The organism is Pseudomonas mohnii (assembly GCF_900105115.1).
Lineage (GTDB): Bacteria > Pseudomonadota > Gammaproteobacteria > Pseudomonadales > Pseudomonadaceae > Aquipseudomonas > Aquipseudomonas mohnii.
Genome location: NZ_FNRV01000001.1, coordinates 131,807 through 152,231, shown reverse-complemented (window position 1 = coordinate 152,231; position 20,425 = coordinate 131,807). Strand labels below are relative to the sequence as shown.

16 protein-coding genes are annotated in these 20,425 nt (G+C 63.2%); 4 read left to right on the top strand and 12 right to left on the bottom strand.

Features of this window, described 5'->3' with window-relative positions; genetic code table 11:
* Nucleotides 1–33: 33 nt before the first annotated feature.
* Nucleotides 34–1,221: an acyl-CoA dehydrogenase family protein gene (locus BLV61_RS00615; protein WP_090461787.1), complete on the bottom strand. Its 1,188-nt coding sequence runs from the start codon at nt 1,219–1,221 to the stop codon at nt 34–36.
* 237 nt (nt 1,222–1,458) lie between these two features.
* On the opposite strand from BLV61_RS00615, the gene BLV61_RS00610 reads away from it, so the two are divergent.
* The 4 genes from BLV61_RS00610 to dmpG all read left to right on the top strand — a co-directional run bounded on the left by BLV61_RS00610 (nt 1,459) and on the right by dmpG (nt 5,094).
* A complete protein-coding gene (locus tag BLV61_RS00610) occupies nt 1,459–2,232 on the top strand; it encodes a glucose 1-dehydrogenase (protein ID WP_047529077.1) in 774 nt (257 codons plus the stop codon).
* Nucleotides 2,233–2,305: 73 nt separating this feature from the next.
* Complete coding sequence (locus BLV61_RS00605; RefSeq protein WP_090461785.1) at nt 2,306–3,097, top strand: fumarylacetoacetate hydrolase family protein; 792 nt, start codon at nt 2,306–2,308, stop codon at nt 3,095–3,097.
* A gap of 31 nt (nt 3,098–3,128) precedes the next feature.
* Nucleotides 3,129–4,055 carry an acetaldehyde dehydrogenase (acetylating) gene (locus tag BLV61_RS00600; RefSeq protein WP_047529073.1) on the top strand — a complete coding sequence of 309 codons (927 nt, stop codon included), beginning with the start codon at nt 3,129–3,131 and terminating at the stop codon, nt 4,053–4,055.
* Nucleotides 4,056–4,065: 10 nt separating this feature from the next.
* Entirely contained in the window at nt 4,066–5,094 is a 1,029-nt protein-coding gene (dmpG, locus tag BLV61_RS00595; protein ID WP_090461783.1) for a 4-hydroxy-2-oxovalerate aldolase, read from the top strand.
* Between the two features lie 144 nt (nt 5,095–5,238).
* On the opposite strand, the gene BLV61_RS00590 is transcribed toward dmpG, so the two are convergent.
* The 11 genes from BLV61_RS00590 to BLV61_RS00540 all read right to left on the bottom strand — a co-directional run bounded on the left by BLV61_RS00590 (nt 5,239) and on the right by BLV61_RS00540 (nt 20,297).
* On the bottom strand, nt 5,239–6,072 hold the full coding sequence (locus tag BLV61_RS00590; protein WP_090461781.1) for an SDR family NAD(P)-dependent oxidoreductase: 834 nt from the start codon (nt 6,070–6,072) through the stop codon (nt 5,239–5,241).
* An 11-nt stretch (nt 6,073–6,083) separates the two neighbouring features.
* The gene (locus BLV61_RS00585; RefSeq protein ID WP_090461779.1) at nt 6,084–6,851 is read right to left on the bottom strand and encodes an SDR family oxidoreductase; all 768 of its coding nucleotides are present in this window, start codon (nt 6,849–6,851) and stop codon (nt 6,084–6,086) included.
* A gap of 206 nt (nt 6,852–7,057) precedes the next feature.
* Nucleotides 7,058–8,293 carry a helix-turn-helix transcriptional regulator gene (locus BLV61_RS00580; protein ID WP_047529065.1) on the bottom strand — a complete coding sequence of 412 codons (1,236 nt, stop codon included), beginning with the start codon at nt 8,291–8,293 and terminating at the stop codon, nt 7,058–7,060.
* Between the two features lie 183 nt (nt 8,294–8,476).
* Nucleotides 8,477–10,900 carry an efflux RND transporter permease subunit gene (locus tag BLV61_RS00575; RefSeq protein ID WP_090461777.1) on the bottom strand — a complete coding sequence of 808 codons (2,424 nt, stop codon included), beginning with the start codon at nt 10,898–10,900 and terminating at the stop codon, nt 8,477–8,479.
* A gap of 14 nt (nt 10,901–10,914) precedes the next feature.
* On the bottom strand, nt 10,915–11,901 hold the full coding sequence (locus tag BLV61_RS00570) for a WD40/YVTN/BNR-like repeat-containing protein (protein ID WP_047529061.1): 987 nt from the start codon (nt 11,899–11,901) through the stop codon (nt 10,915–10,917).
* Nucleotides 11,902–12,286: 385 nt separating this feature from the next.
* Entirely contained in the window at nt 12,287–13,237 is a 951-nt protein-coding gene (locus BLV61_RS00565; protein WP_090461776.1) for a bifunctional OB-fold nucleic acid binding domain-containing protein/MaoC family dehydratase, read from the bottom strand.
* 4 nt (nt 13,238–13,241) lie between these two features.
* Complete coding sequence (locus BLV61_RS00560) at nt 13,242–14,453, bottom strand: thiolase family protein (protein WP_090461774.1); 1,212 nt, start codon at nt 14,451–14,453, stop codon at nt 13,242–13,244.
* A 93-nt stretch (nt 14,454–14,546) separates the two neighbouring features.
* Nucleotides 14,547–16,217: a DUF1302 domain-containing protein gene (locus BLV61_RS00555; protein WP_090461772.1), complete on the bottom strand. Its 1,671-nt coding sequence runs from the start codon at nt 16,215–16,217 to the stop codon at nt 14,547–14,549.
* Nucleotides 16,218–16,283: 66 nt separating this feature from the next.
* A complete protein-coding gene (locus BLV61_RS00550; RefSeq protein ID WP_090461770.1) occupies nt 16,284–17,369 on the bottom strand; it encodes an MBL fold metallo-hydrolase in 1,086 nt (361 codons plus the stop codon).
* The gene (locus tag BLV61_RS00545; RefSeq protein ID WP_047529052.1) at nt 17,362–19,215 is read right to left on the bottom strand and encodes a long-chain-acyl-CoA synthetase; all 1,854 of its coding nucleotides are present in this window, start codon (nt 19,213–19,215) and stop codon (nt 17,362–17,364) included. Before BLV61_RS00545 ends, BLV61_RS00550 begins: the two co-directional genes overlap by 8 nt.
* Complete coding sequence (locus tag BLV61_RS00540; RefSeq protein ID WP_090461768.1) at nt 19,212–20,297, bottom strand: alkene reductase; 1,086 nt, start codon at nt 20,295–20,297, stop codon at nt 19,212–19,214. The genes BLV61_RS00545 and BLV61_RS00540 overlap by 4 nt, the downstream gene beginning before the upstream one ends.
* Nucleotides 20,298–20,425: the final 128 nt, after the last annotated feature.

The following is a 20,425-nucleotide window of genomic DNA, read 5'->3' as shown; positions in this document are numbered from 1 at the left end:
AAACCCAGGGATGTCGAAACGGGCTGCGAGGCCTCAGACGTAAGGGTCCGGATTGGGCAAGCCCAACATCACGGCGCCATAGCTGCGCCCGTAAGCCATGTAGTTGTTCGCAATGTGCCCGCGCGCCTGGTGCAGGTCGCGGAACAGCCGCGCTACCGGGTTGGTGTTGTACAACCCCGAGGCAGCCATGCTGCGCAGCAGGTCGTTGACTCGATCGGCGCAGATGTTGGTCACGTAGGCCGACTGGTAGCGGTACAGCAGGCGGGTCTCGGTGTCCGGGTACTCGCCGGCCCGGGCCAGCGTCATCAGGTGCTCGTAGTTGCGCTCCAGCACCAGGCGCAGACTGTCGACGGTGATCATGGCTTCGGCCACCGCCGTTTGTGCCACCGGATCGTCAGCGGTGCGGGCGCCGTGCTTGCCGATGTGTTTGGCGGCGTTTTCGCGGAACTCGTTGATCGCACCTTGCAGGGCGCCGATGGCCGATGTCGACACCGCACGGGAGAACACTTGGGCGAAGGGAATCGCATAAATCGGATTGGTATTGACCAGGCGTCCCGGGGTCGCGTCGAGGGTCCAGTTGTTAGTGCGTTGCACACGATGGGCCGGGACGAACGCATCCTCGACCACGATGTCGTGGCTACCGGTGCCGCGCAGGCCCAGCACGTCCCAGTTGCGCTCGATCTGGTAATCGCGACGGGGCAGCAGGAAGGTGCCGTGCTCGGCGGCAAAGTCGCCATCGGGCGGCAGGATACCGCCGAGGAGTATCCATTGGCAGTGTTCGCTGCCGCTGGAGAAACTCCAGCGCCCGCTGATGCGGTAACCGCCCTCCACCACCGTGACTTTGGCCGCCGGCATATAAGTCGAGCAGATCAACGTGCTGTGGTCGTCGGCCCAGACTTCGCGTTGTGCCTCGATCGGATAACGCGCCAGCTGCCAGGGGTGCACCCCCATCACGCCGTAGATCCAGGCCGTGGACATGCAACCCTCGGCCAGGATGGTCTGGATTTCGAAGAAGGTGCGCGGGTCCACTTCATAACCACCGAATGCCCGTGGCTGCAAGGCTCGCAGCAGACCAGCGGCCTGCAATTGCGCAACGCTTTCTTCAGGCACCTTCAAGTCCTTTTCGGCCTGCGCCGTACGTGCCTTGAGTGCCGGCACAAGGCTGCGTGCACGTTCAAGCAGATCACGTTCGTCCTGGGTCTTTTCTCGCATGCTGTGCATCACTCAATTCTCCCGATCTCACTGCGCCACTGCGCGAACTGTGATGGATCATCGGGTTGAGCGAGCAATCATTCATCGTCAAAGCGGACTAGGGCGTGCGAGCCGGTGGCACCCCGCTGATACAGGCGAAGAGCGACGACGCGGTCGCTGCGGCGCTAGTCCGTTGAGACGATGCCTTGCCCGGCCACCACAGCGATAGTGAACCCATCTATAGCCGACCCCACGGAGCAAGGGCCCATGAGTATTTTGCAGCGTTTCCACCTGGACGGCAGCGTCGCCATCGTCACCGGCAGCGGCCGTGGCATTGGTCGAGCGATTGCCCTGGCGTATGCCGAAGCGGGCGCCGATGTGGTGTGCTCGGCACGCTCGCTGGACGAGGTGCAGGCGGTGGCCGAGGAGGTGCGCAGCTTGGGTCGACGCGCCCTGGCCGTCGCCTGCGACGTCAACGATGCCGAGCAGCGCCGGATACTGGTTCGCCAGAGCGTCGAGCACATGGGCCGAATCACCCATCTGGTCAACAACGTTGGCGGCGGCGGGCCGAACGATCCGCTGGAAATGACGCCCGAAGACTTTGCCCAGGTGCTGAATTTCAACGTCGCCACCACCTACGCCTTCTGCCAGTTGTGTGTGCCGCTGATGCGCGAGGCCGGTGGCGGCAACATCATCAATATCAGCTCGGTGGCGGCGCGTTACGCCCAGCGCCATTTCAGCGCCTACGGCACGGCCAAGGCGGCCCTCAGCCACCTGACCCGTCTGCTGGCCCAGGACTTTGCTCCGCAGATCCGGGTCAACGCTGTCGCCCCGGGCCCCACCCTGACCGAAGCACTCAACGGCGTAATGCCGACGGCCATGCGCCAGGTCATGGAAACCAACACCCCGCTCAAATGCCTCGGAACCCCGCAAGACATCGCCGCCGCCGCACTCTATCTGGCCAGCCCTGCTTCGGCCTGGGTGACCGGCAAGATCATCGATGTCGATGGCGGTGCCGACTCGTCGGTCTGGCCCGGCTGAACCGACACCTTTACGCCTGTACCGGTTGCTGTCGGGGCAGGCTTTTTTCTTCCTGCCCTCTGGAGCCCTCACCATGGATGCCCATTTGATCACCGCGCTCGGTGATGAGCTGTTCAACGCCTTGCGCAATCGCCAGACACTCGTGCCCCTGACCCGTCGCTATCCCGCGATCACCCTGGAGCAGGCCTATCGGATTTCCCTGCAGTTCCTGAAACGCCGCGAAGCCCTCGGCGAACGGGTGATCGGCAAGAAAATCGGGGTCACCAGCCGTGCCGTGCAGGAGATGCTCGATGTCCACCAACCGGACTTCGGCTTCCTGACCAATGCCATGCAAGTCGAGGTCGCCAGCGACGTCAGTCTGGCTCGCTACCACCTGATCCAGCCCCGTGCCGAAGGCGAAATCGCCTTTATCCTCGGTGAAGACTTGCAGGGCCCGGGGATCAGCGCGGAGGACGTGCTGGCCGCCACCCAATCGGTGGCGCCCTGCTTCGAGATCGTCGATTCGCGAATTGACGACTGGCAGATCCGCATCCAGGACACCGTGGCCGATAACGCCTCGTGCGGCGTATTCGCCCTCGGGACACAGCGCATCGACCCGCGAGAGCTGGACCTGGCCGCCGTACACATGCAGCTGCTCAAGAACGGTCAGCCGGCGGGCTCGGGCCTGGGTTCGGCGGTGCAAGGCCACCCTTGCGCGGCGGTGGCCTGGCTGGCCAATACCCTGGGCGAGCTGGGCATCCCCTTTCGTCGCGGCGAAATCATTCTCTCGGGCGCCCTCGCGCCGCTGGTGCCTGTGGTCGCCGGAGACCATATCAGCCTGACCATGAGCGGGTTGGGCGAAGCCAGCCTGCGCTTTGTCCCTTGAACCACCCTTCCCTCCACTGGAGCCAGAAACCATGAGCAAAAAGATCAAATGCGCGCTGATCGGGCCGGGCAATATCGGCACCGACCTGCTGTACAAGCTGATGCGCAGCGAAGTGCTGGAACCGGTATGGATGGTCGGCATCGACGCCACTTCCGAAGGTTTGGCGCGGGCTCGCGAGCTGGGACTGAAAACCACCGCCGATGGCGTTGACGGCCTGTTGCCACACGTCATTGAAGACCAGATCCAGATCGCCTTCGACGCCACCTCGGCCTATGTGCACGCGCAAAACTCGCGCAAGCTCAATGCCCTGGGCGTGTTGATGATCGACCTGACCCCGGCGGCCATCGGCCCCTATTGCGTGCCACCCGTCAACCTCAAGGCCCAATTGGGGCGGGGTGTGATGAACGTCAACATGGTCACCTGTGGTGGCCAGGCCACCATTCCGCTGGTGGCGGCAGTGTCCAGCGTGCAGCCGGTCGACTACGCGGAAATCATCGCCACTGCCGCTTCCAAATCGGTCGGCCCCGGCACCCGGAAAAACATCGATGAGTTCACCCGCACCACCGCCAGCGCGGTGGAAAAGGTCGGCGGCGCAAAGAAAGGCAAGGCGATCATCATCATCAACCCTGCCGAGCCGCCACTGATCATGCGCGACACCGTGCATTGCCTGACCGCCAGCGAACCCGACCAGCCGGCCATCACCGCCGCCATCGAGGCGATGATCAAACAGGTGCAGCGCTACGTGCCCGGCTACAAGCTGGTCAACGGCCCGGTGTTCGACGGCAATCGCGTGTCGATCTTCATGGAAGTCGAAGGCCTGGGCGACTACCTGCCCAAGTACGCCGGCAACCTGGACATCATGACCGCTGCGGCGGCGCGCACCGCCGAGATGTTCGCCGAGGAAATCCTCAAGGGCGAGCTGGTACTGCAAGCCACCGCCCAACCCGCCCACGCATAAGGAGTCGACCATGGATCTTCGCGGCAAAAGCATTACCGTTCACGACATGTGCCTGCGCGACGGCATGCACCCCAAGCGTCATCAGATCAGTCTGCAACAGATGAAGGACATTGCCTGCGGCCTCGATGCGGCCGGCGTGCCGCTGATCGAAGTGACCCACGGCGACGGTCTGGGCGGCAGCTCGGTGAACTACGGGTTCCCGGCCCACACCGATGAAGAGTATTTGTCGGCAGTGATTCCGCTGATGAAAAACGCCAAGGTCTCGGCGCTGCTGTTGCCAGGTATCGGCACCGTCGATCACCTGACCATGGCACATGAGCTGGGGGTCAACACCATTCGCGTGGCCACCCATTGCACCGAAGCCGATGTCAGCGAGCAGCATATTTCCCACGCCCGGGGGCTGGGCATGGATACCGTCGGCTTCTTGATGATGGCCCACATGAACAGCCCCGAAGGCCTGGTCAAGCAAGGCTTGCTGATGGAAAACTACGGCGCCAACTGCATCTACCTGACCGACTCGGCCGGTTACCTGCTGCCCCACGACGTCAGCGCCCGCGTGGCGGCAATGCGCGCTGCCTTGAAGCCTGAAACCGAGATCGGTTTTCATGGCCACCACAACTTGTCGATGGGCGTGTCCAACTCCATCGCCGCGATTGCGGCTGGCGCCAACCGTATCGACGCCGCCTGCGCAGGCCTCGGTGCCGGGGCCGGCAACACGCCGATGGAAGTGCTGGTAGCGGTGTGCGACCGCATGGGCATCGACACCGGGGTCAGTGTGTTTGGTATTCAGGACGTCGCCGAAGATCTGGTCGTGCCGATCATGGACTTCCCGATCCGCAGCGACCGCGACGCGCTGACCATGGGTTACGCCGGGGTCTACGGTTCGTTCCTGCTGTTCGCCAAGCGCGCCGAGAAGAAGTACGGCGTTTCCGCGCGGGAAATCCTCGTCGAGATGGGGCGCCGCGGGATGGTCGGCGGCCAGGAAGACATGATCGAAGACACTGCCATGACCCTGGCGCGTCAACGTAAGCAGGCCTGACACCGACGTTGATCGTTCGCACAACCGTGGGAACGATCAACGACCGCAGGCGCGAGGATTGCCCGCGACCGGGGGTATCTGTCCGGCCGCGTTATCGCGCTTCGCTGGCAAGCCTGGCGCCTGCGGGATAACCACATCAACGGATCAACGCCAATCGGCGACGATGCCATGCTCCAACGCAAACGGCTGCGCGGCAATCGTACGGCGTTGAAACTGCGGTGCCTGTTCGGACGTCGCCAGCCATAGCATGACCGCCGCCGGGACATGGGGTGGCGCACTGCCGGAGCGCAGCGCGATCAATCCCTTGTCGCCGATGGTGGCCTTGAGCGCTTCAGTGGTCACTACTCCTGGATTGAGGGTGTAGGCGCGGACGCCAAGATCACCCAACTCCGTGGCCAGCACACCGGACAACCGCGACACCGCTGCCTTGCCAGCACCGTAGGCATAACCCCAGCCGCCCTTGCCCGCCGCCACCGGTGGGTCGCTTTCGCCGGCGCCCGAGGTGACGTTGATCACCACTCCGCCGCCGCGCGCCACCATGTGTTCGGCCACCGCCCGGGTCAGCAGGAACGGCGTCAGGATGTAGCCCTTGAACATCCGCTCCAGGGTTTGCGCCTGCAGGTCCATGAACCCGGCATTGAGGTCACTGCCCTGGTAGATCGCGTTGTTGATCAGCACGTCGATGCGCCCGTACTCGGCCAGTACCGCCTCGCAGGCGTCGAGCGCCGAAGCGCTGTCGAGCAGGTCCATCGGCACCACGAGAACCCGGCATCCGAGTTCGCGCAACGCCTGGGCAGTGCCGTTGAGGCTGCCGGCCAGCGGCGCCCCGTCGGCATCGCGCAGGGCGTGTTCATGGTGTTCGCCTTCGTTAAGGGTACGGGCGCTGATCGCCAGGTCGAAACCGGCACGGGCGAACGCCAGTGCCGCCTCGCGGCCAATACCCCGGCTGGCGCCGGTAATGAATGCCACTTTGTTCATGGGTATTCCTTTTAGAAGCGCGAGGCGCGGACCATGGCGTCCATGCCGCCGTCGACGAACACCACGCTGCCATGGACGAACGAGGCTTGCGGCGATTGCAGGAAGGCCACCACTGAGGCGATCTCGTCAGGCCGGCCGGCGCGACCCAGGGGGGCGACGAACTCGCGGACCGACTTGCCGAATCGTTTATCATCCAGCGAGGCCTGGTGCAAGGGCGTCTCCACCGCACCGGGCGCTACCACGTTCAACCGCATGCCCTGCTTGCCCCAGCTGACCGCCAGGCGGCGGGTGTAGTGACTGATGGCGTATTTGGACGCGGCATAAGCGAGGTGAGGCTGGTCAAGGGTATCGGCCAACTGCAGCGAATGAGCCTCGTCACCGGCCAGCATCATTTCGATCATCGGTTGGCACTCAGGACTCGTATGAGTCGACGCGACCGAGCCAATCACCAGCGCCGCCGGCTGCCGACTCTTGGCCAGCGCACCTTGCAAGCCATCCAGCAATTGACTGACCCCAAAGTAGTTGACCGCCAGGATCACCGAGCAGGACGGCGCCGTGACACCGACCCCGGCGCAACAGATCAGCCCGTCGAGCACCCCGCCACTCTGTTCAAGCACTTGCGCGACGGCGGCGTTGCGTCCCTGGGCGGTGGACAGGTTGGCGATCACTTCAGCGTCGCTGCGATCGATCCCGATGACCTGGTGGCCGGCCGCGCGCATGGCTGCGCTGACGGCGGCCCCGATTCCCGAGGCACTACCGGTGATGGCTGTAATAGGCATGGTGGTTCTCCGTGATAGGTCCACCCAGTATCGACAGCGCCATCGCCGGACGGCATCGTCTATGCGGACTAAAACGGGGCGGAGGTGAACCTGTTGCAGCGCGTTGGCGGTCCCCACCTGCCGGAGCGAACCGCTCGCGAAGGTGAGAACCCTTGACGCGGGCTGTCTGAAAGCCCGTTGTGTCCTCGTCTGCTGTGGTGGGCCCTTTAAGCCTGGCGATAGACAGGCTCGGCCAGTTTCAGCGGCGGCACCTTGATTTTCTCGACAGCCTTCAACGCCAGCTTGGGTTTGCCCAGGGCCACCACGCTGTTAAGCAGGATGCGCACCAGCTCGGTCTGGCGGCGTACGCCAGTCTTGGAGAAGATGGAGCGCAAATGCGCCCGGGCGGTGTTGCGTCGGATGTTCAGGGCTTCGGCGGCTTCTTCCAGGGACAGGCCGTTGGTCAGCTCCATGGCCAACGCCGTCTCTGCCTTGGTCAGGTTGAACAGCTGCTTGGTCACCGCCTCGCTGGCAAGGGATTTGCTCGCCGCGTCGCGGATGTACACCAGCGCCGCCGGCTGGCCCTTTTCCTCGGCCCAGTCCAGGGACGGAATCGACTCCACCACTACCCCCAGATTGACCAGCCCCGAAGGCCGGGTCACCGACATGGCTTCGGCACCCTTCGGTGCATCCGGAGCGAAAGCACCCCGAATCAAGCGTTGCAGCTCGCGGTTGTCGCTGGGATAAGTCGCCTCCAGGCGCCCGCCCACCATTTTCAGGCCGTCCGAACGCGCGAGGATTTCCTGGGCCACTGCGTTGACCTGCAACACACTGCCGCTCTCGTCGAGCACCAGGGTGGCCACCGACAAACGGCTGATGGCCTGGGAGTACAGCTCGCTCAGTGACTCGCTGCGGTCCAGAAGATTGTGCAACTGCAAGGCCCGGCGCAGGTGCGGCAGAAACATCGCGCACAGTGTCCGCTCCTGTGCGGAAAAGTTGGGAGAGCGCTTGGGCCGGGTGATGCGAAAACGCACCTTGCCGCCGTCCGGGGTGGAAATGTCGGCACCCATCACATGATAAACGTCGTTGGGACCGCAGAATGTCTTGAAGTAGGCCGTGTGCTCCCACTCCGTGGGACTCATGATGTCATCGACGGCGAACACGCGATCCAGCGGCTGGTTGACGAACGGCGTGTTGGTCTGCGGGTAAGTCATGTAGTTGACGTCACCGGCACCTTCGATATCGCCGGCGATGATCATCAGGCCCATGTCAGGTTGCTCTGGCACCCGCAAGATGAGGGTGACGTAATTGGCATCGTAGACATTGAGCAGGCTCTTGAGGGCGTTGGCCATCAGTTTCGGATCGAGGGCGCCGTCGTAGACTTCGCCCACCAACTGGTTGAAACGTGTGAGGTCCAGGCCAAGACTCGCCAGGGCTTCATGGGTCAAGACAACATCTTGCATAGTCTTCTCCTCGCACGGGTAAGGACGGTGCCCTTCCCTTGTTATTTTTATAATTTCGGCTGGGGGGGAACTCAGGGCTCCCCCTCTGGACTGCAACTCGCTCGCGGGCCCCGCAACAAGACCCGCACGCCAGTCTCCCTATCGTCAACGCCGTCCACAAGAGGCCCGGCAGGTTTATTTTTTCTATTGGGGATCACGCGCAGCCGGGCTGTCTTTCAGCCGGAACTGACCCTGTGCGGCCGGCGGCGGGCGCATGCGTTCGGAGACCAGCGGTCGCCCGCGGTTGAACCAGGCCGCCAGTGCCGGCAGGAGGAAAATCGCCCCCAACACGTTGACCAGGAACATGAAGGACAGCAGTACGCCCATGTCGGCCTGGAACTTCAGCGGCGCGAATGCCCAGGTGCACACGCCAATGGACATGGTCACGGCCGTGAATACCGCCGCCGTGCCTCGTTGGCACATGGCTTCATAGAACGCTTCGCGCAGGCTGGCGCCGCCCAGCATTTCGTGCTGAATACGCTCATACAGGTAGATACCGTAGTCGACCCCTACCCCGACGCCCAGGGCCATCACCGGCAAGGTGGCGACTTTCAGACCGATCCCGAGCAGGGTCATCAGCGCGTTGCACAGGATCGCCACGATCGCCAGCGGTACCAGAATGCACAGCACCGCGCGGATCGACAGGAAGGTCAGCCAGCAAAACAGCGCCACCGAACCGAACAGCGCCCCCAGCATGATGACTTCAGCGCGCTTGACGGCTTCGTTGGAGGCCGCCATCACGCCGACATTGCCACCGGCCAGGAGGAATTCGACCTGCGGCGAGTTGACCTCGGCAATGATCCGCTTCGCCTCATTGATCGCATGGCTCACCGTGCTGCCTTCGTGGTCGGTGAGGAACACCAGGATCTGCATCTGCTGGCAGCCGTCGGTCACCAGGCCGTCGTCCGGCATATAGGCCCTCGCGCCCTGACTGAGGCCCCGGGATGAACCGGGGATCGCTGCCCAGCGCGGATTGCCTTCGTTATTGCCGGCAATCACCCGCTTGCCCATGTCCGCCACGCTCTGGATCGACTGCACACCGGGGACTGTGCGCATGCGGAAATCGAAGGCCTCCACCGCGCGCATCACCGCCGGGGAAAGGCAGCCTTCCTCGACGCCCTTGACCTGGACGAACACCGACATCACATCGAGGCCGATCGCGTAGCTGTTGATGATCTTGCCGTTGTCCAGGTTGTAGCGCGAATCGGCACGCAGCTCTGGCGCACCCGCGCCGACGTCTCCCACCGCCAGGTCGCGAGCCTTCCAGGCCCCGGCCGCCAACAGCAACAGACTGATGGCAAACACCCCCAGCGCAGGCCCCGGTTCAGCGAGTGCCGACAGGCGCCACCACAGGCGATGCTTGCCTTCCGGCCTCGATTGCGCCCGGCGCAACAGCGCGGGTTCCAGGTGCAACCAGGAAATGATGATCGGCAGCATGAGTTTGTTGGTGACGATCATCAGTATCACGCCGATGCAGGCGGTTACGCCCAGTTCGTGGACGATCGGAATGTCGATCAGCATGATCACCGCGAACCCCAGGGCATTCATCAGCAAGGCCAGGGAACCGGGGATGAAAATCTTGCAGAATGCCGTGCGCGCCGCGACCAGCGAGCTGCTCCCGGCCAGCACGTCCTGCTTCCAGGCGTTGGTCATCTGCACCGCATGGGACACGCCGATGGAAAAAATCAGGAACGGCACCAGGATCGACATCGGATCGATGCCTAACCCCAGCAGCGGCAACAGGCCCAGCAGCCAGACCACCGGCAGCAACGCCACCACGAGCGCCACCACCGTCAGGCGCAGGGAGCGCGAATACAGCCACAACAGCAAACCCGTGATCACGAACGCCACGACAAAAAAGCCGATCACCGTATTCAAGCCTTCGACCACATCGCCCACCAGTTTGGCGAAGCCGACGATATTGATCTCGATATCCGGGCTGTTGTATTTGGCGCGGATCTCTTCCAGGCGCTTGGCGATCTCGACATAGGACACCGGCTTGCCGGTCATGGGATCGGTGTCCTGCAGGTCGGCGCGGACCATCGCCGACTTCAGGTCATTGGCCACCAGGCGGCCCACCTGGCCGGAGGCCGCGGTGTTGCTGCGCACTTGCGCCAGGTCTTCGGCAGTGCCGCTGAAGCGCGGCGGCACCACCACATCGCCGAAGAAACCTTCCTCGGTAATTTCGATGTAGCGCACGTTGGCGGTAAACAGCGACGTCACGCTGGGACGGCTGACCCCGGAGATGAAAAACACATCGTCAGTGACTTTGCGCAGGGTCTCCAGGTACTCGGTGTTGTAGATATCGCCCTCGCCCTTCCAGTGCACGCTGACCAGCAGGCGGTTGGCGCCGGTGAAGTAGCGGCTGAACTTTAGAAAATTGACCATGTATGCATGGGTGACCGGGATCTGTTTATTGAACCCCGGATCCAGCTGTGTGTGGGTGGCGCTGTAGCCCAAGCCCAGGGTGACCAGCACAAACAACACCAGCAGTCCCTTGCGCCAGGCCATCAAGTGGTCGGCGGCCGTTTCGACGCAGCGCGTCACCCAGTGTTTACCTTGATTCATTGCCCGCCTCTCATTTACTGGGTGGCCTGTGTGGCCTCTAAAGCAGCGACGCTGCCACCTGAACCTTGCAGTACACCGCGCTCGCCGCCGACCAGCAGGCGTGAGCCGACCATCGTCGCCGAGGTCAGCGTGCCCAACCCTGCCAGACGGCTGACACCGAGCAACGCGCCCTGTGCATTCAGGTGTACTACCGAGCTGCCGGCGCCGACGATGACTAACCCTGAGTGATCGGGCAGCACCACATGGCCGTACAGCGGCAGTTGGTTGCCGAGGTTGATCCGGGTCCAGTTGTCGCCAAAGTCATGGCTGACGAAGACATGCCCGCGCATGCCATAGGTCACCCAGGTGTCCGCGCTCAAGCGCACGATGCCGAACAGCGATCCGCTGTAGAACGCCGGCACGGTTTGCCAGTGCTGGCCGGCATCGGTCGTGCGCAGTACCAGGCCCTGCTCGCCCACCAGCATGCGGCGACCATCGCTGCCGCCGGCCATGCTGTTGAGGTGCGCGTTGTCGATATCCAGGGCGTGGGGCGCCCACGTCTGCCCGGCATCGGTCGATTGATAGAACTTGCCGAAACTGCCGAAGGCCATGACCTTGTCGCCGCCAGCGGTCCAGAGGCCCAGCAGCGGTTCGCCCAGATCGGCGTCGTAGCGTGCTTCCTGCCAGTGGCTTCCGGCGTCCATGGAACGCAGGATCCAGCCGTCATGCCCGACGGCCAGCAAACGTTTGTCGTCCAGTGCCACCACGGCAGTCAACGTGGCGTTGCGCTGGGTCGCGACGCTGGCAGGCTGCCAACTGACGCCCTGGTCATCACTGAGCAGGATGCTGCCTCGCTCACCTACGGCGACCACGCGCGAGCCAAGATTGAGCAGACCGTTGATCTGCACACGGTCCGCGCGCGTGGCCAACAACTCTGCCTGAGGCGCAGATTTGGGGGAAAAGGTGTAGCCAATGGTCAGGGCGACCACCAGGCAGACCAGGTAACCGATCACTGAGCGCATGGGCAACGCTCCTGTTCGGGGCACGTTTGCATAGGGCAAGTCATAGGGCCAATCCTCTTGTTCTTGTCAGGCGCCAGGGCATGCGAGGCAAGCCACGTGGGTCTCGCCTCTGAGGGGATAGTCGGGGGTAGGTTCGTTTGAAACATCGTCCAAATGGCTTATGCAATGGCGCAAATGCCGTAGCGGACCAGGGAGGGAGCGGGCTTGCGCCGAACGGTGTGCCGACGAAGGGACCTGACAGCCGGTCTGCGTTCGCGGATGTACGCGCGCGCCCTTGCAGGCGCGGGCCTGCTCGCGAATAACGCCAGGACAACACGGGCATTCAGACAGCCCGCGTTATCGTTGACGACCATCGCAAGCAGGCTCGCGCCTGCTGTACCAACGATCAGGCGAGGTAGAGAATCACCAGGTCGTTGATCACCGACGGCCGATCCTGGCCAACCACGTGGGTGTTCAGTTCCAGGGTCAACTGGGTGCCGCGCGCGGAGATCTCGACTTTTTTCACCCGTGCCCGCGCATGGATGCGCGAGCCGGCCGGCACTGGCGCGGGGAAGCGCAGGCGGTCGGAACCGTAGTTGATCTGGGTGCTGAAACCGGTGATTTCGAAATCCAGCTTCATTTTCATCCTCGACTGCAACACTTGCACCAGCGCGCCGTGGGCGATGGTGCCGCCAAACGGGCTGTGCAGGCGCGCCCGCTCGGGATCGGTGTGAATCCAGTAGTCGTCTCCCGACAACTGGGCAAACGCATCGATCAACGCCTGGTCGACCACCACGACGTTGCTCCAGTCGCTGAACTGCTCGCTGACAAGGCTCTGCAAGGCCGGCCCGTCGTTGAGGTCGATTTGTCGGGCAGCCGGTTGTTCTGACGCCACGGGTGCCGGTTCACTTTCCTGCGCAGGCAGCGGTTCAAGGCTCGCCGCATCCTTGTCTACGCCGGTAAAGCGCAGCAGGCGGTTGCCCTTGGCGTCGACTTCGGCGAACACCGGCTGCAACGGCATGCCGATGCGGATTTCGTCCTCCGCCAGGCCGACCAGGTTGGTGTTGATGCGCACACCCTGGGCCAGTTCAACCACCGCCAGTTTCTGCGGCATCTCGTCCATGAAGTCGGGCAACGTGGCGATGCGCGTCACGGTGTAGCTGTACAGCGTCGCGGTGCCATCGACTTCGCGCCAGGCCAGGTCATGTTCCAGGCAGGCCGTGCAATGCCGGCGCGGGTAGAAGTTCCAGTGCTCGCAGGCGTTGCATTGCTGGATCAACAGGCGACGAGCCTTCAGGCCCTCCCAGAACGGCGCGGAGATCTGCGTCGCGACCGGCATCGGTTTGTTGTTGGACATGTGCTTATGCTCCCTGAAGTATCAATGCGCCCTGCTCGCTCATCACGCCACCGGTACCGGAGACGTAGACGTTGTCACAGCGCCCCAGTTGGCGTTCGCCGGCTGTGCCCGCGATCTGCGTGACCGCTTCGATCACCTGACTCATGCCGCCAGCCGAAGCCGACTGGCCGAAACTGAGTTGCCCGCCGTGGGTGTTCATCGGGAAATCGCCGCGCCAGGTCAGGTCGTGTTCACGCACGAATGCCATGCCCTCGCCCTTGGCGCAGAAACCGGCATCTTCCAGGGTCAGCAAGGTGGTGATGGTGTAGCAGTCGTAGATCTGCGCGGCGTTGACATCCGCGGGTTTGATCCCGGCCATGGCAAAGGCCCTTTGGGATGCAGGGCCAATCGGCGTATTGATCATGTCCTGGGCATAGGACGGCGACTTGAACGCCAGGTGTTCGCCAAACCCGGTAATGAACGCCGGACGTTTGCGGCACCGTGCGGCCACTTCCTTGCTGGTGATAATCAATGCGGCGCCACCGGCCACCGGCATGACGATTTCGAGCACGTGCAGCGGGTCGGCGACCATTTTGCTCGCCAGCACCTGTTCGATGGTCAATGGCTGGCCATAGAACATGGCCTGCGGGTTGGCCAGGGCATTGGTGCGCTGGTCGACCGCGATTTTGGCCATCGCTCGCTGGTCGTAATCGTATTGTGCGGCGTAACGCTGAGCGATCATCGCGTAACCGGTGTTCTGGCCCATGTGCCCGTATGGCAGGTCGAACTCGGCTTCAGGTGCGCCAAACGCTGTGCTGTGCCCGCCGTAGCGCATCGAACGGGCCATCCAGCCCGGGTCCTCGTCGGGGCCGAACGGCGCCATGCGTGCAGGGATGACGCACAGCACGGCCTGGCACAGGCCCAGCTCGATCGCGGCGGCGGCGCGCCAGACCATGCCCACCGAGGTGCAGCCCCCCAGATCCACCACTTCCGCGAAGTTCAGGCGCAAGCCCAGGTATTCAGCAGCCATGGCTGGCACGAACACTGAGGCTTCATGAAAATGCGGGCCGTTGATCACCAGCCCGTCGAGGTCCGATGCCTTGAGTCCGGCATCCCGCAGGGCCTGGGCCGCCAGGTCGGCGACTTGCTCAAGGTGAAACATCTTGGGCGCGGTCGCGTACTTTTCCGGTTTGTATTGCGCGGTGCCAACAATGGCCGCGTGCCCTTTAAGCCCCATAGTGCCTCCCTGCCGAAGCGTACTCGCCACGGCGATTTCCAGTTGGTATAGAGGACCGGGCACGCGTGAGCGCCCCGGCCGTTGAGCGGTCGATCAGAAGGTGTACTTCATCGAGAACGTGGCGTAGTCGCGGTCAGCATAGGGACGCTTGATCGGGTCGGCTTCACCCAGGTAGGCGATGTACTTCAAACCGAGTTCCAGGTTGCCCAAGTACTTGAAGGTCGTCCCGGCGCTCAGGCGTCGGTCTCCCTCGATACCGGAGATACTGCCGGCCATGGGCGTCGATCCGCTGAAGACGTTGGAGAAGCTGAAGGGGACTTCCAGATCCCAGCCTTGGAAAACTCCCGGATAACTGAACGATGCGCCCACGGTGTAGGCACTGGAGGACTTGGTGCGCATGCCTGCGCTGGTGTTGTAGGTATAGTCATCGGAAGGCGCCACTAGATTGGCCACGGAAGGCAGCAGGTTCAGGCCTTGCAGGTTGGGGGCCGCCGAAACGGATTCAACGCTGTCGACCTGCACGCGGATGATTTCGCCAGTCAGGGTGGTCTGGCTGGCCCAAGGGCGGTCGCCCAGGATGCGCATCGCCGACAATTGCATTTGCTGACCCTTGCCCCGAGCCGGAACCGCGCCAAGTCCGGTATTGACCATCACCGGCGCGCCGTCACGATACGACCATTCGGCACCGACCTGGGTATCGCCAAGCTTGGTCGAGGCGCTGATGCCGGTCAGCTTGATGTCCTCGAAGTACTTGATCCGGTAGCCATTGGACGTCAGGGCGTACCTGCCGCCGCCGACCGGTAACGGGTCGTAGCCGACCTGGGCCGTGGCCGGGTTCTTGTCGTGATAGTTGACGTGGAACAGCGACAGCTCCAGGGCCGGCACCGGACGGTAACGGACTTGCACACCCCACTGGCCGCCATCGCGCGGTTCGTCGGTGCCGCGATAAGCGATCTTCTGGCCGTTTGCATAAATGAACTCGCGGCCAGGCCCGACCACGTCGCTGCTCGACAGGTAGCTGCCCACCGGCGGCAACTCGGTGCCCTTCCATTCATATTGCACATAAGCACCGAAGGTGATGCTGGGACTGAGGCGAAACGAGCCGGAGAACTGGCCAACCGGCAACAAGATTTCCTTGACTTCCACCCCCGGCTGCGAAGCCTTGACGGCGTCGGACGGGTTCTGCACGCCATTCACGCCCGGGTAATACAGGCTTTCGCCCCAGGACTCGATATGCCGCCCGGCCTTGACGTCGAGCATGGTGTTGTTATCGAAGCGCCAGCCACTGAACACATAGGCATCCAGCAAACGGGTCCGGCCACCACTGTAATAGCGGGTGTCGCTGGTGAACTCGTCGTTGCGCCCGGTCTTGTTGACCGTGCCGGGGGAATCGTTATCGTTTTCCCGGTGGTAGACGTCATCGTAGAAGGTACTGCCCCGCACCACTGCGCCATAGTTATCCTTGCGCAGAATCATTTCGCCGAGGGCGCCCACACGATTGGTCGTCAGGCTGCCACGATCGAAGTTGCGATTGGCGTCGTCAGCGTTGACGTTGCTCAGCAAGCGATTGCTTTGCTCGCCAGTGCGCACACCGATGCCGTAGCTGGTAGTCACCGACCAGTCCATGGTCAATCCGTTGTCGAACTCGATTGTCTCTCCGGCCCATACCGGCGTGGTCGCCAGCGTAATCGCCGCCGCCAGGCTGCCGAGCTGGAATGCGCCCGAAACCATGACCGTAGAGTTATTGTTGTTTTTGTTGATCACACTTTCTCTCCTCTAGGGCAGCCGAAAGCTGCCTGGAATGTTCAACACTGCCGCCGTGCCGCCCGCTCAGAACACCTTGAGTGGTGTCGTTGCGCACGCTCCCCTTACAGCGTGCCGGTAGCGATATCGCCCCCGGTCCTCTTCCCGCACCAGCGACCCTTCGGCCAGCAGGTAGTTGGCATGCGCCAACGTTTCACCAAGTGCCATCAGTTCGTCGAAACGACTGGACAACCTGGGGAATAAAACGGCCATCAGTTCGACTGCCGTGCGCGGCTCGTCACAGTTGGCCAGCAGCAGCGCCAGATGCGCCCGGTGATGCGCCTCCAGTTGATCCAGGCGCCGATGCAAATTGAAGAACGGCCGCTCGTGGGCCGGCAGTACCAGCACGCTGTCGGGCAAGGCGCGCAACTGCTCGATGGACTCGAGCCAGTCGCGCAGCGGGTTGGCCAAGGGTTCGGTGGCATGCACGCCAACGGTGGAGGTGATGCGCGGCAGTACCTGATCGCCGGAGATCAGCAAGCCGTCATCGGCGGCGTACAGACAGGCGTGCTCCGGCGAGTGGCCACGACCGACGACCACTTGCCAGGTACGACCGCCGATTTCCAGGACGCTGCCTTCGCGCAGACGGCGGAAATGGTTCAGGGGTGCGGGCAAGAAATGCGCATTGCTCATCACCCCGAACATTTCCCTGCTCTGCTCGTCAGTGACGCCGGCCTTGCGATAAAAATCGAGAAAGTCCCAGCCCATTGGTTGTCCGGCGGGAAACCGCACATGCAACGACTGGAACTCGCTGGCGGTCATGTACACCGGGCACTGAAAGCGCTCCGACAGCCAGGCCGCCACACCGGCGTGGTCAGAGTGAAAGTGGGTGCAAACCACCGCCAGCAAAGGCTGGCCTGCACAGACCTCAGTCAACACCCGGTCCCAGACCTCACGGCTCTGTTCGGTGTTCATGCCGGTGTCCACCGCGATCCAGCCGTCGGTGTGGCGCAGCAGGTAGAGATTGATGTGGTCCAGGCGAAACGGCAGCGGCATGCGCAGCCAGAAAACCCCCGGCGCCACTTCGAGCACTTGTCCGGCTTCGGGCGCCTGTGGCCACGGATAGCGAAGGCCGCTGCGCAGTTCGTGACCGTTCTCGTCGAGATCAGTCATGGCTGGCCACCGCGAACGGTGCAAGGCCGGCTCGCGTCAGGGCCTGCGGCGAATACGGCACATAGGATCGGGTTTGCTCGTCGCGGATGAACAGTGGGTCGCTGCAACGTGTCGGACAGTAGCCCTGGCGCTGCAGATCGACCTTGCGCAACTTGAAGCTGGCGGTCAGGTCGGCCGCCCGGGCGACCCGCACGAATACCGGGGCCGCATAACGCGGCAGACGCGCCTCGGTCAGGGCAAACAGCGCGTCGGGATCGAAGGAATGGCCCGGTTGCATCAGCACCGCCGCCATACCGGCGCGTCCTTCATGCCCCGGGACCTGGACGCCATAGATGTTGATCAGTTCAAGCCCTGGCAGATCGCTCAGTGCATCGGCGACTTCCTGGGTCGAAACGTTTTCGCTTTTCCAGCGGTAGGTGTCACCGATGCGGTCGACGAAATAGCAGTAACCGTCGGCGTCTTCGCGCAGCAAGTCACCGGAGCTCCAATAGGCGTCGCCCTCGCGCAGCACGTTGCGGCGGATCTTGCTCTCGGTGGCTTCGGCCGAGGTATAGCCCTCGAAACGCCCGCCGCCAATCTGCGGGTGATCGACGATAAAACCCATCGCCTCGCCGATCTCACCCACTTTGCAGACTTGATAGAAACCGTTTTCGTCCCGTGGGTGGCAGTCGTTCTCGACGTCGTAACGGACCAGCCGCAGGTTGGTCTTGTTCCAGTCCGGCACGCGACCGCAGGAGCCAAAGTAATTGTCGACGTTGATGATCGCGGCGTTGGCCTCCGTGGCCCCCCAGCCCTCGAACACCTGGATCGGCCCGAAGCGTTCCAGCCAGCGCTGCCAGGTGTCCGGCGACAGGCCCGCGCCGAGCATGCAGCGCAGGGTGTGCTGACGGTCGTGGGCTTGTTGCGGTTGATTGAGCAGATAGCGGCAGATTTCGCCGATGTACTGGAAGATGCTGATCCGGTGAAGTGCCACATCGTTCCAGAATTCGCGCACGCTGAACTTGCGGCGCACCACGATGGCGGCCCCGGCCCGCAACGCGGTGGAGGTCACTGAGGTGGCGGCGGCTCCGTGGTACAGCGGCAAGCAGCAATAAAAGACGTCGTCGCAAGTGGCTTGCAGGGTGACTTCCATCACATCGCCGGAGGACATCCAGCGCATATGGCTGTAGCGCGCTGCCTTGGGCAAACCGGTGGTACCCGAGGTAAAGATCAGCAGGGTTGGCGTCTGCGCATCGATGTGGGCGCGGATATCACGGGGGAACGGTGTACGCGGCGCTTTTTCCAGGCGCGCATCGAAATGTCCGTCGATGCCTTTGGGCAGCGCTTCTGTCCAGGGATTTTCCGGGTCGCGGATCAGCCAGCACGGTAGCTCGGGGAAACCTTCGGTGGCCTGCACGTTGGCCAGGCACTCTTCGCCGACCACCAACGCCTTGGCGTCAGTGGTCTGCAACGCATGGAGCAGCGGACGGCCGCTGACCTGGGTATTGATGAAGGCCACTACCACGCCCAGCTTGACCAGGCCGAACCAGGTACAGAAGAACGCCGGGCGGTTTTCCATGGCCAGGGCGCAGACATCGCCGGCCCGCAGGCCGTTGGCATAAAAGGTGTGAGCCATCTGATTGGCCCGCGCATCGACTTCGAGGTAGCTCAGAACCTGTTCGCCGTAGATCAGGAACGGGCGTTCGCCCAGTTCGCGCGCCTGATGTTCCAGGCGATCTGCCAAGGTGTAGAGGTCACCGGGCTTGATCTGGCCGGCGGCCGCCGAGCGTTGATCCAGCAGCGCCTGGGTCTGCTCCCGTGGCACCACTTTGGTCCGCAGGGCGCCGGTCAAGTCGTTCAGGTTCATTGCGCCATCTCCTGGGCGATCGCTTGATAGGCGGGGTAATCCGAGTAGCCAGCCGAGCCTGGCGTATAGAGGGTCTTGCGGTCGAAACCGCTCAGCGGCAGGCCACGCTTGAGGCGCTCCACCAGGTCGGGGTTGGCAATAAAATGACGACCGAACGACACAGCAGCCCCCTCGCCCGACGCGAGAGCGGCACTGGCCGAAGAGCCGTCGAAACCATCGTTGAGAATCAGTGCGTGAGGACTGTGCCGACGCGCCAGGGCAAAGGCGTCGAGGTCGGCCAGGGGGGAGCGCATGATGTGCAGGTAAGCCAGGTCCAATGCCGCCAGGGCTTCGCACAAGGCCGCGGTCGTGGCCGCCGGATCACGGTCGTCGATGTCGTTGTAGGGGTTGCCGGGGCACAGGCGAAAACCGACGCGTCCGGCGCCGATCGCGCTGGCCATGGCCTCGATCACTTCCCTGGCAAAACGCACCCGCCCTGCCACATCACCGCCATAGGCATCGTCGCGCTGGTTGCTGCCCGATGCAATGAACTGCATGGGCAGGTAACCGCTGGTGCAGTGCAGCTCGACACCGTCGAAGCCGGCCAGGCGCGCATTCAACGCCGCCTGGCGATAGTCATCGATGACCTCTTGGATGCCCTGCAAGGTCAGTGCCTTTGGCGTGTCGGTGTCCACCAGGCCCGCAACATCACTGAACACCTGGGTGCGCGCGCGCAGCGCCGAAGGTGCAACCGTTGCCGCCCCGGCTGGCTTGTTGTAGTGGCTGGCGGCGCGACCAACGTGCATCAGTTGCAGGACGATGCGCCCGCCCTCGGCATGCACCGCCTCGGTGACCTGCCGCCATCCGGCGATCTGCTCGCTGCTGTAAATGGCCGGGGTGCGGCAGTAGCCCAGGCCGCTGGCGGAAGGCGCAGTGCCTTCGGCCACGATCAACCCGGCACCGGCACGCTGACGGTAATAATCGACCATGGCGCTGCCGGGCACCGCATCGGCAAGAGCGCGACTACGCGTCATGGGGGCCATGACAATGCGGTTGGCCAGTTGCAGCTCGCCCAGGACTACCGGCTCGAACAAGACGCTCATTTCAATACCTCAGCTTCTTATTGTTTTCTGGCTGTCGAGGGGCTTGCCACGGCGGTGGCAAGCGCTGACAAACCAGCGAATATGGGCTGAATGATTGACGTTGAACGCGGGCGAAACATCGTCCGACA

What these genes read in the sequence shown, in the direction of transcription:
- dmpG (WP_090461783.1), top strand. Translation starts at nt 4,066, where the DNA reads ATGGATCTTCGCGGCAAAAGCATTACCGTTCACGACATGTGCCTGCGC.
- BLV61_RS00545 (WP_047529052.1), bottom strand. Translation starts at nt 19,215, where the DNA reads ATGAACCTGAACGACTTGACCGGCGCCCTGCGGACCAAAGTGGTGCCA.
- BLV61_RS00605 (WP_090461785.1), top strand. Translation starts at nt 2,306, where the DNA reads ATGGATGCCCATTTGATCACCGCGCTCGGTGATGAGCTGTTCAACGCC.
- BLV61_RS00580 (WP_047529065.1), bottom strand. Translation starts at nt 8,293, where the DNA reads ATGCAAGATGTTGTCTTGACCCATGAAGCCCTGGCGAGTCTTGGCCTG.
- BLV61_RS00540 (WP_090461768.1), bottom strand. Translation starts at nt 20,297, where the DNA reads ATGAGCGTCTTGTTCGAGCCGGTAGTCCTGGGCGAGCTGCAACTGGCC.
- BLV61_RS00565 (WP_090461776.1), bottom strand. Translation starts at nt 13,237, where the DNA reads ATGTCCAACAACAAACCGATGCCGGTCGCGACGCAGATCTCCGCGCCG.
- BLV61_RS00570 (WP_047529061.1), bottom strand. Translation starts at nt 11,901, where the DNA reads ATGCGCTCAGTGATCGGTTACCTGGTCTGCCTGGTGGTCGCCCTGACC.
- BLV61_RS00610 (WP_047529077.1), top strand. Translation starts at nt 1,459, where the DNA reads ATGAGTATTTTGCAGCGTTTCCACCTGGACGGCAGCGTCGCCATCGTC.
- BLV61_RS00550 (WP_090461770.1), bottom strand. Translation starts at nt 17,369, where the DNA reads ATGACTGATCTCGACGAGAACGGTCACGAACTGCGCAGCGGCCTTCGC.
- BLV61_RS00615 (WP_090461787.1), bottom strand. Translation starts at nt 1,221, where the DNA reads ATGCACAGCATGCGAGAAAAGACCCAGGACGAACGTGATCTGCTTGAA.
- BLV61_RS00575 (WP_090461777.1), bottom strand. Translation starts at nt 10,900, where the DNA reads ATGAATCAAGGTAAACACTGGGTGACGCGCTGCGTCGAAACGGCCGCC.
- BLV61_RS00560 (WP_090461774.1), bottom strand. Translation starts at nt 14,453, where the DNA reads ATGGGGCTTAAAGGGCACGCGGCCATTGTTGGCACCGCGCAATACAAA.
- BLV61_RS00585 (WP_090461779.1), bottom strand. Translation starts at nt 6,851, where the DNA reads ATGCCTATTACAGCCATCACCGGTAGTGCCTCGGGAATCGGGGCCGCC.
- BLV61_RS00590 (WP_090461781.1), bottom strand. Translation starts at nt 6,072, where the DNA reads ATGAACAAAGTGGCATTCATTACCGGCGCCAGCCGGGGTATTGGCCGC.
- BLV61_RS00600 (WP_047529073.1), top strand. Translation starts at nt 3,129, where the DNA reads ATGAGCAAAAAGATCAAATGCGCGCTGATCGGGCCGGGCAATATCGGC.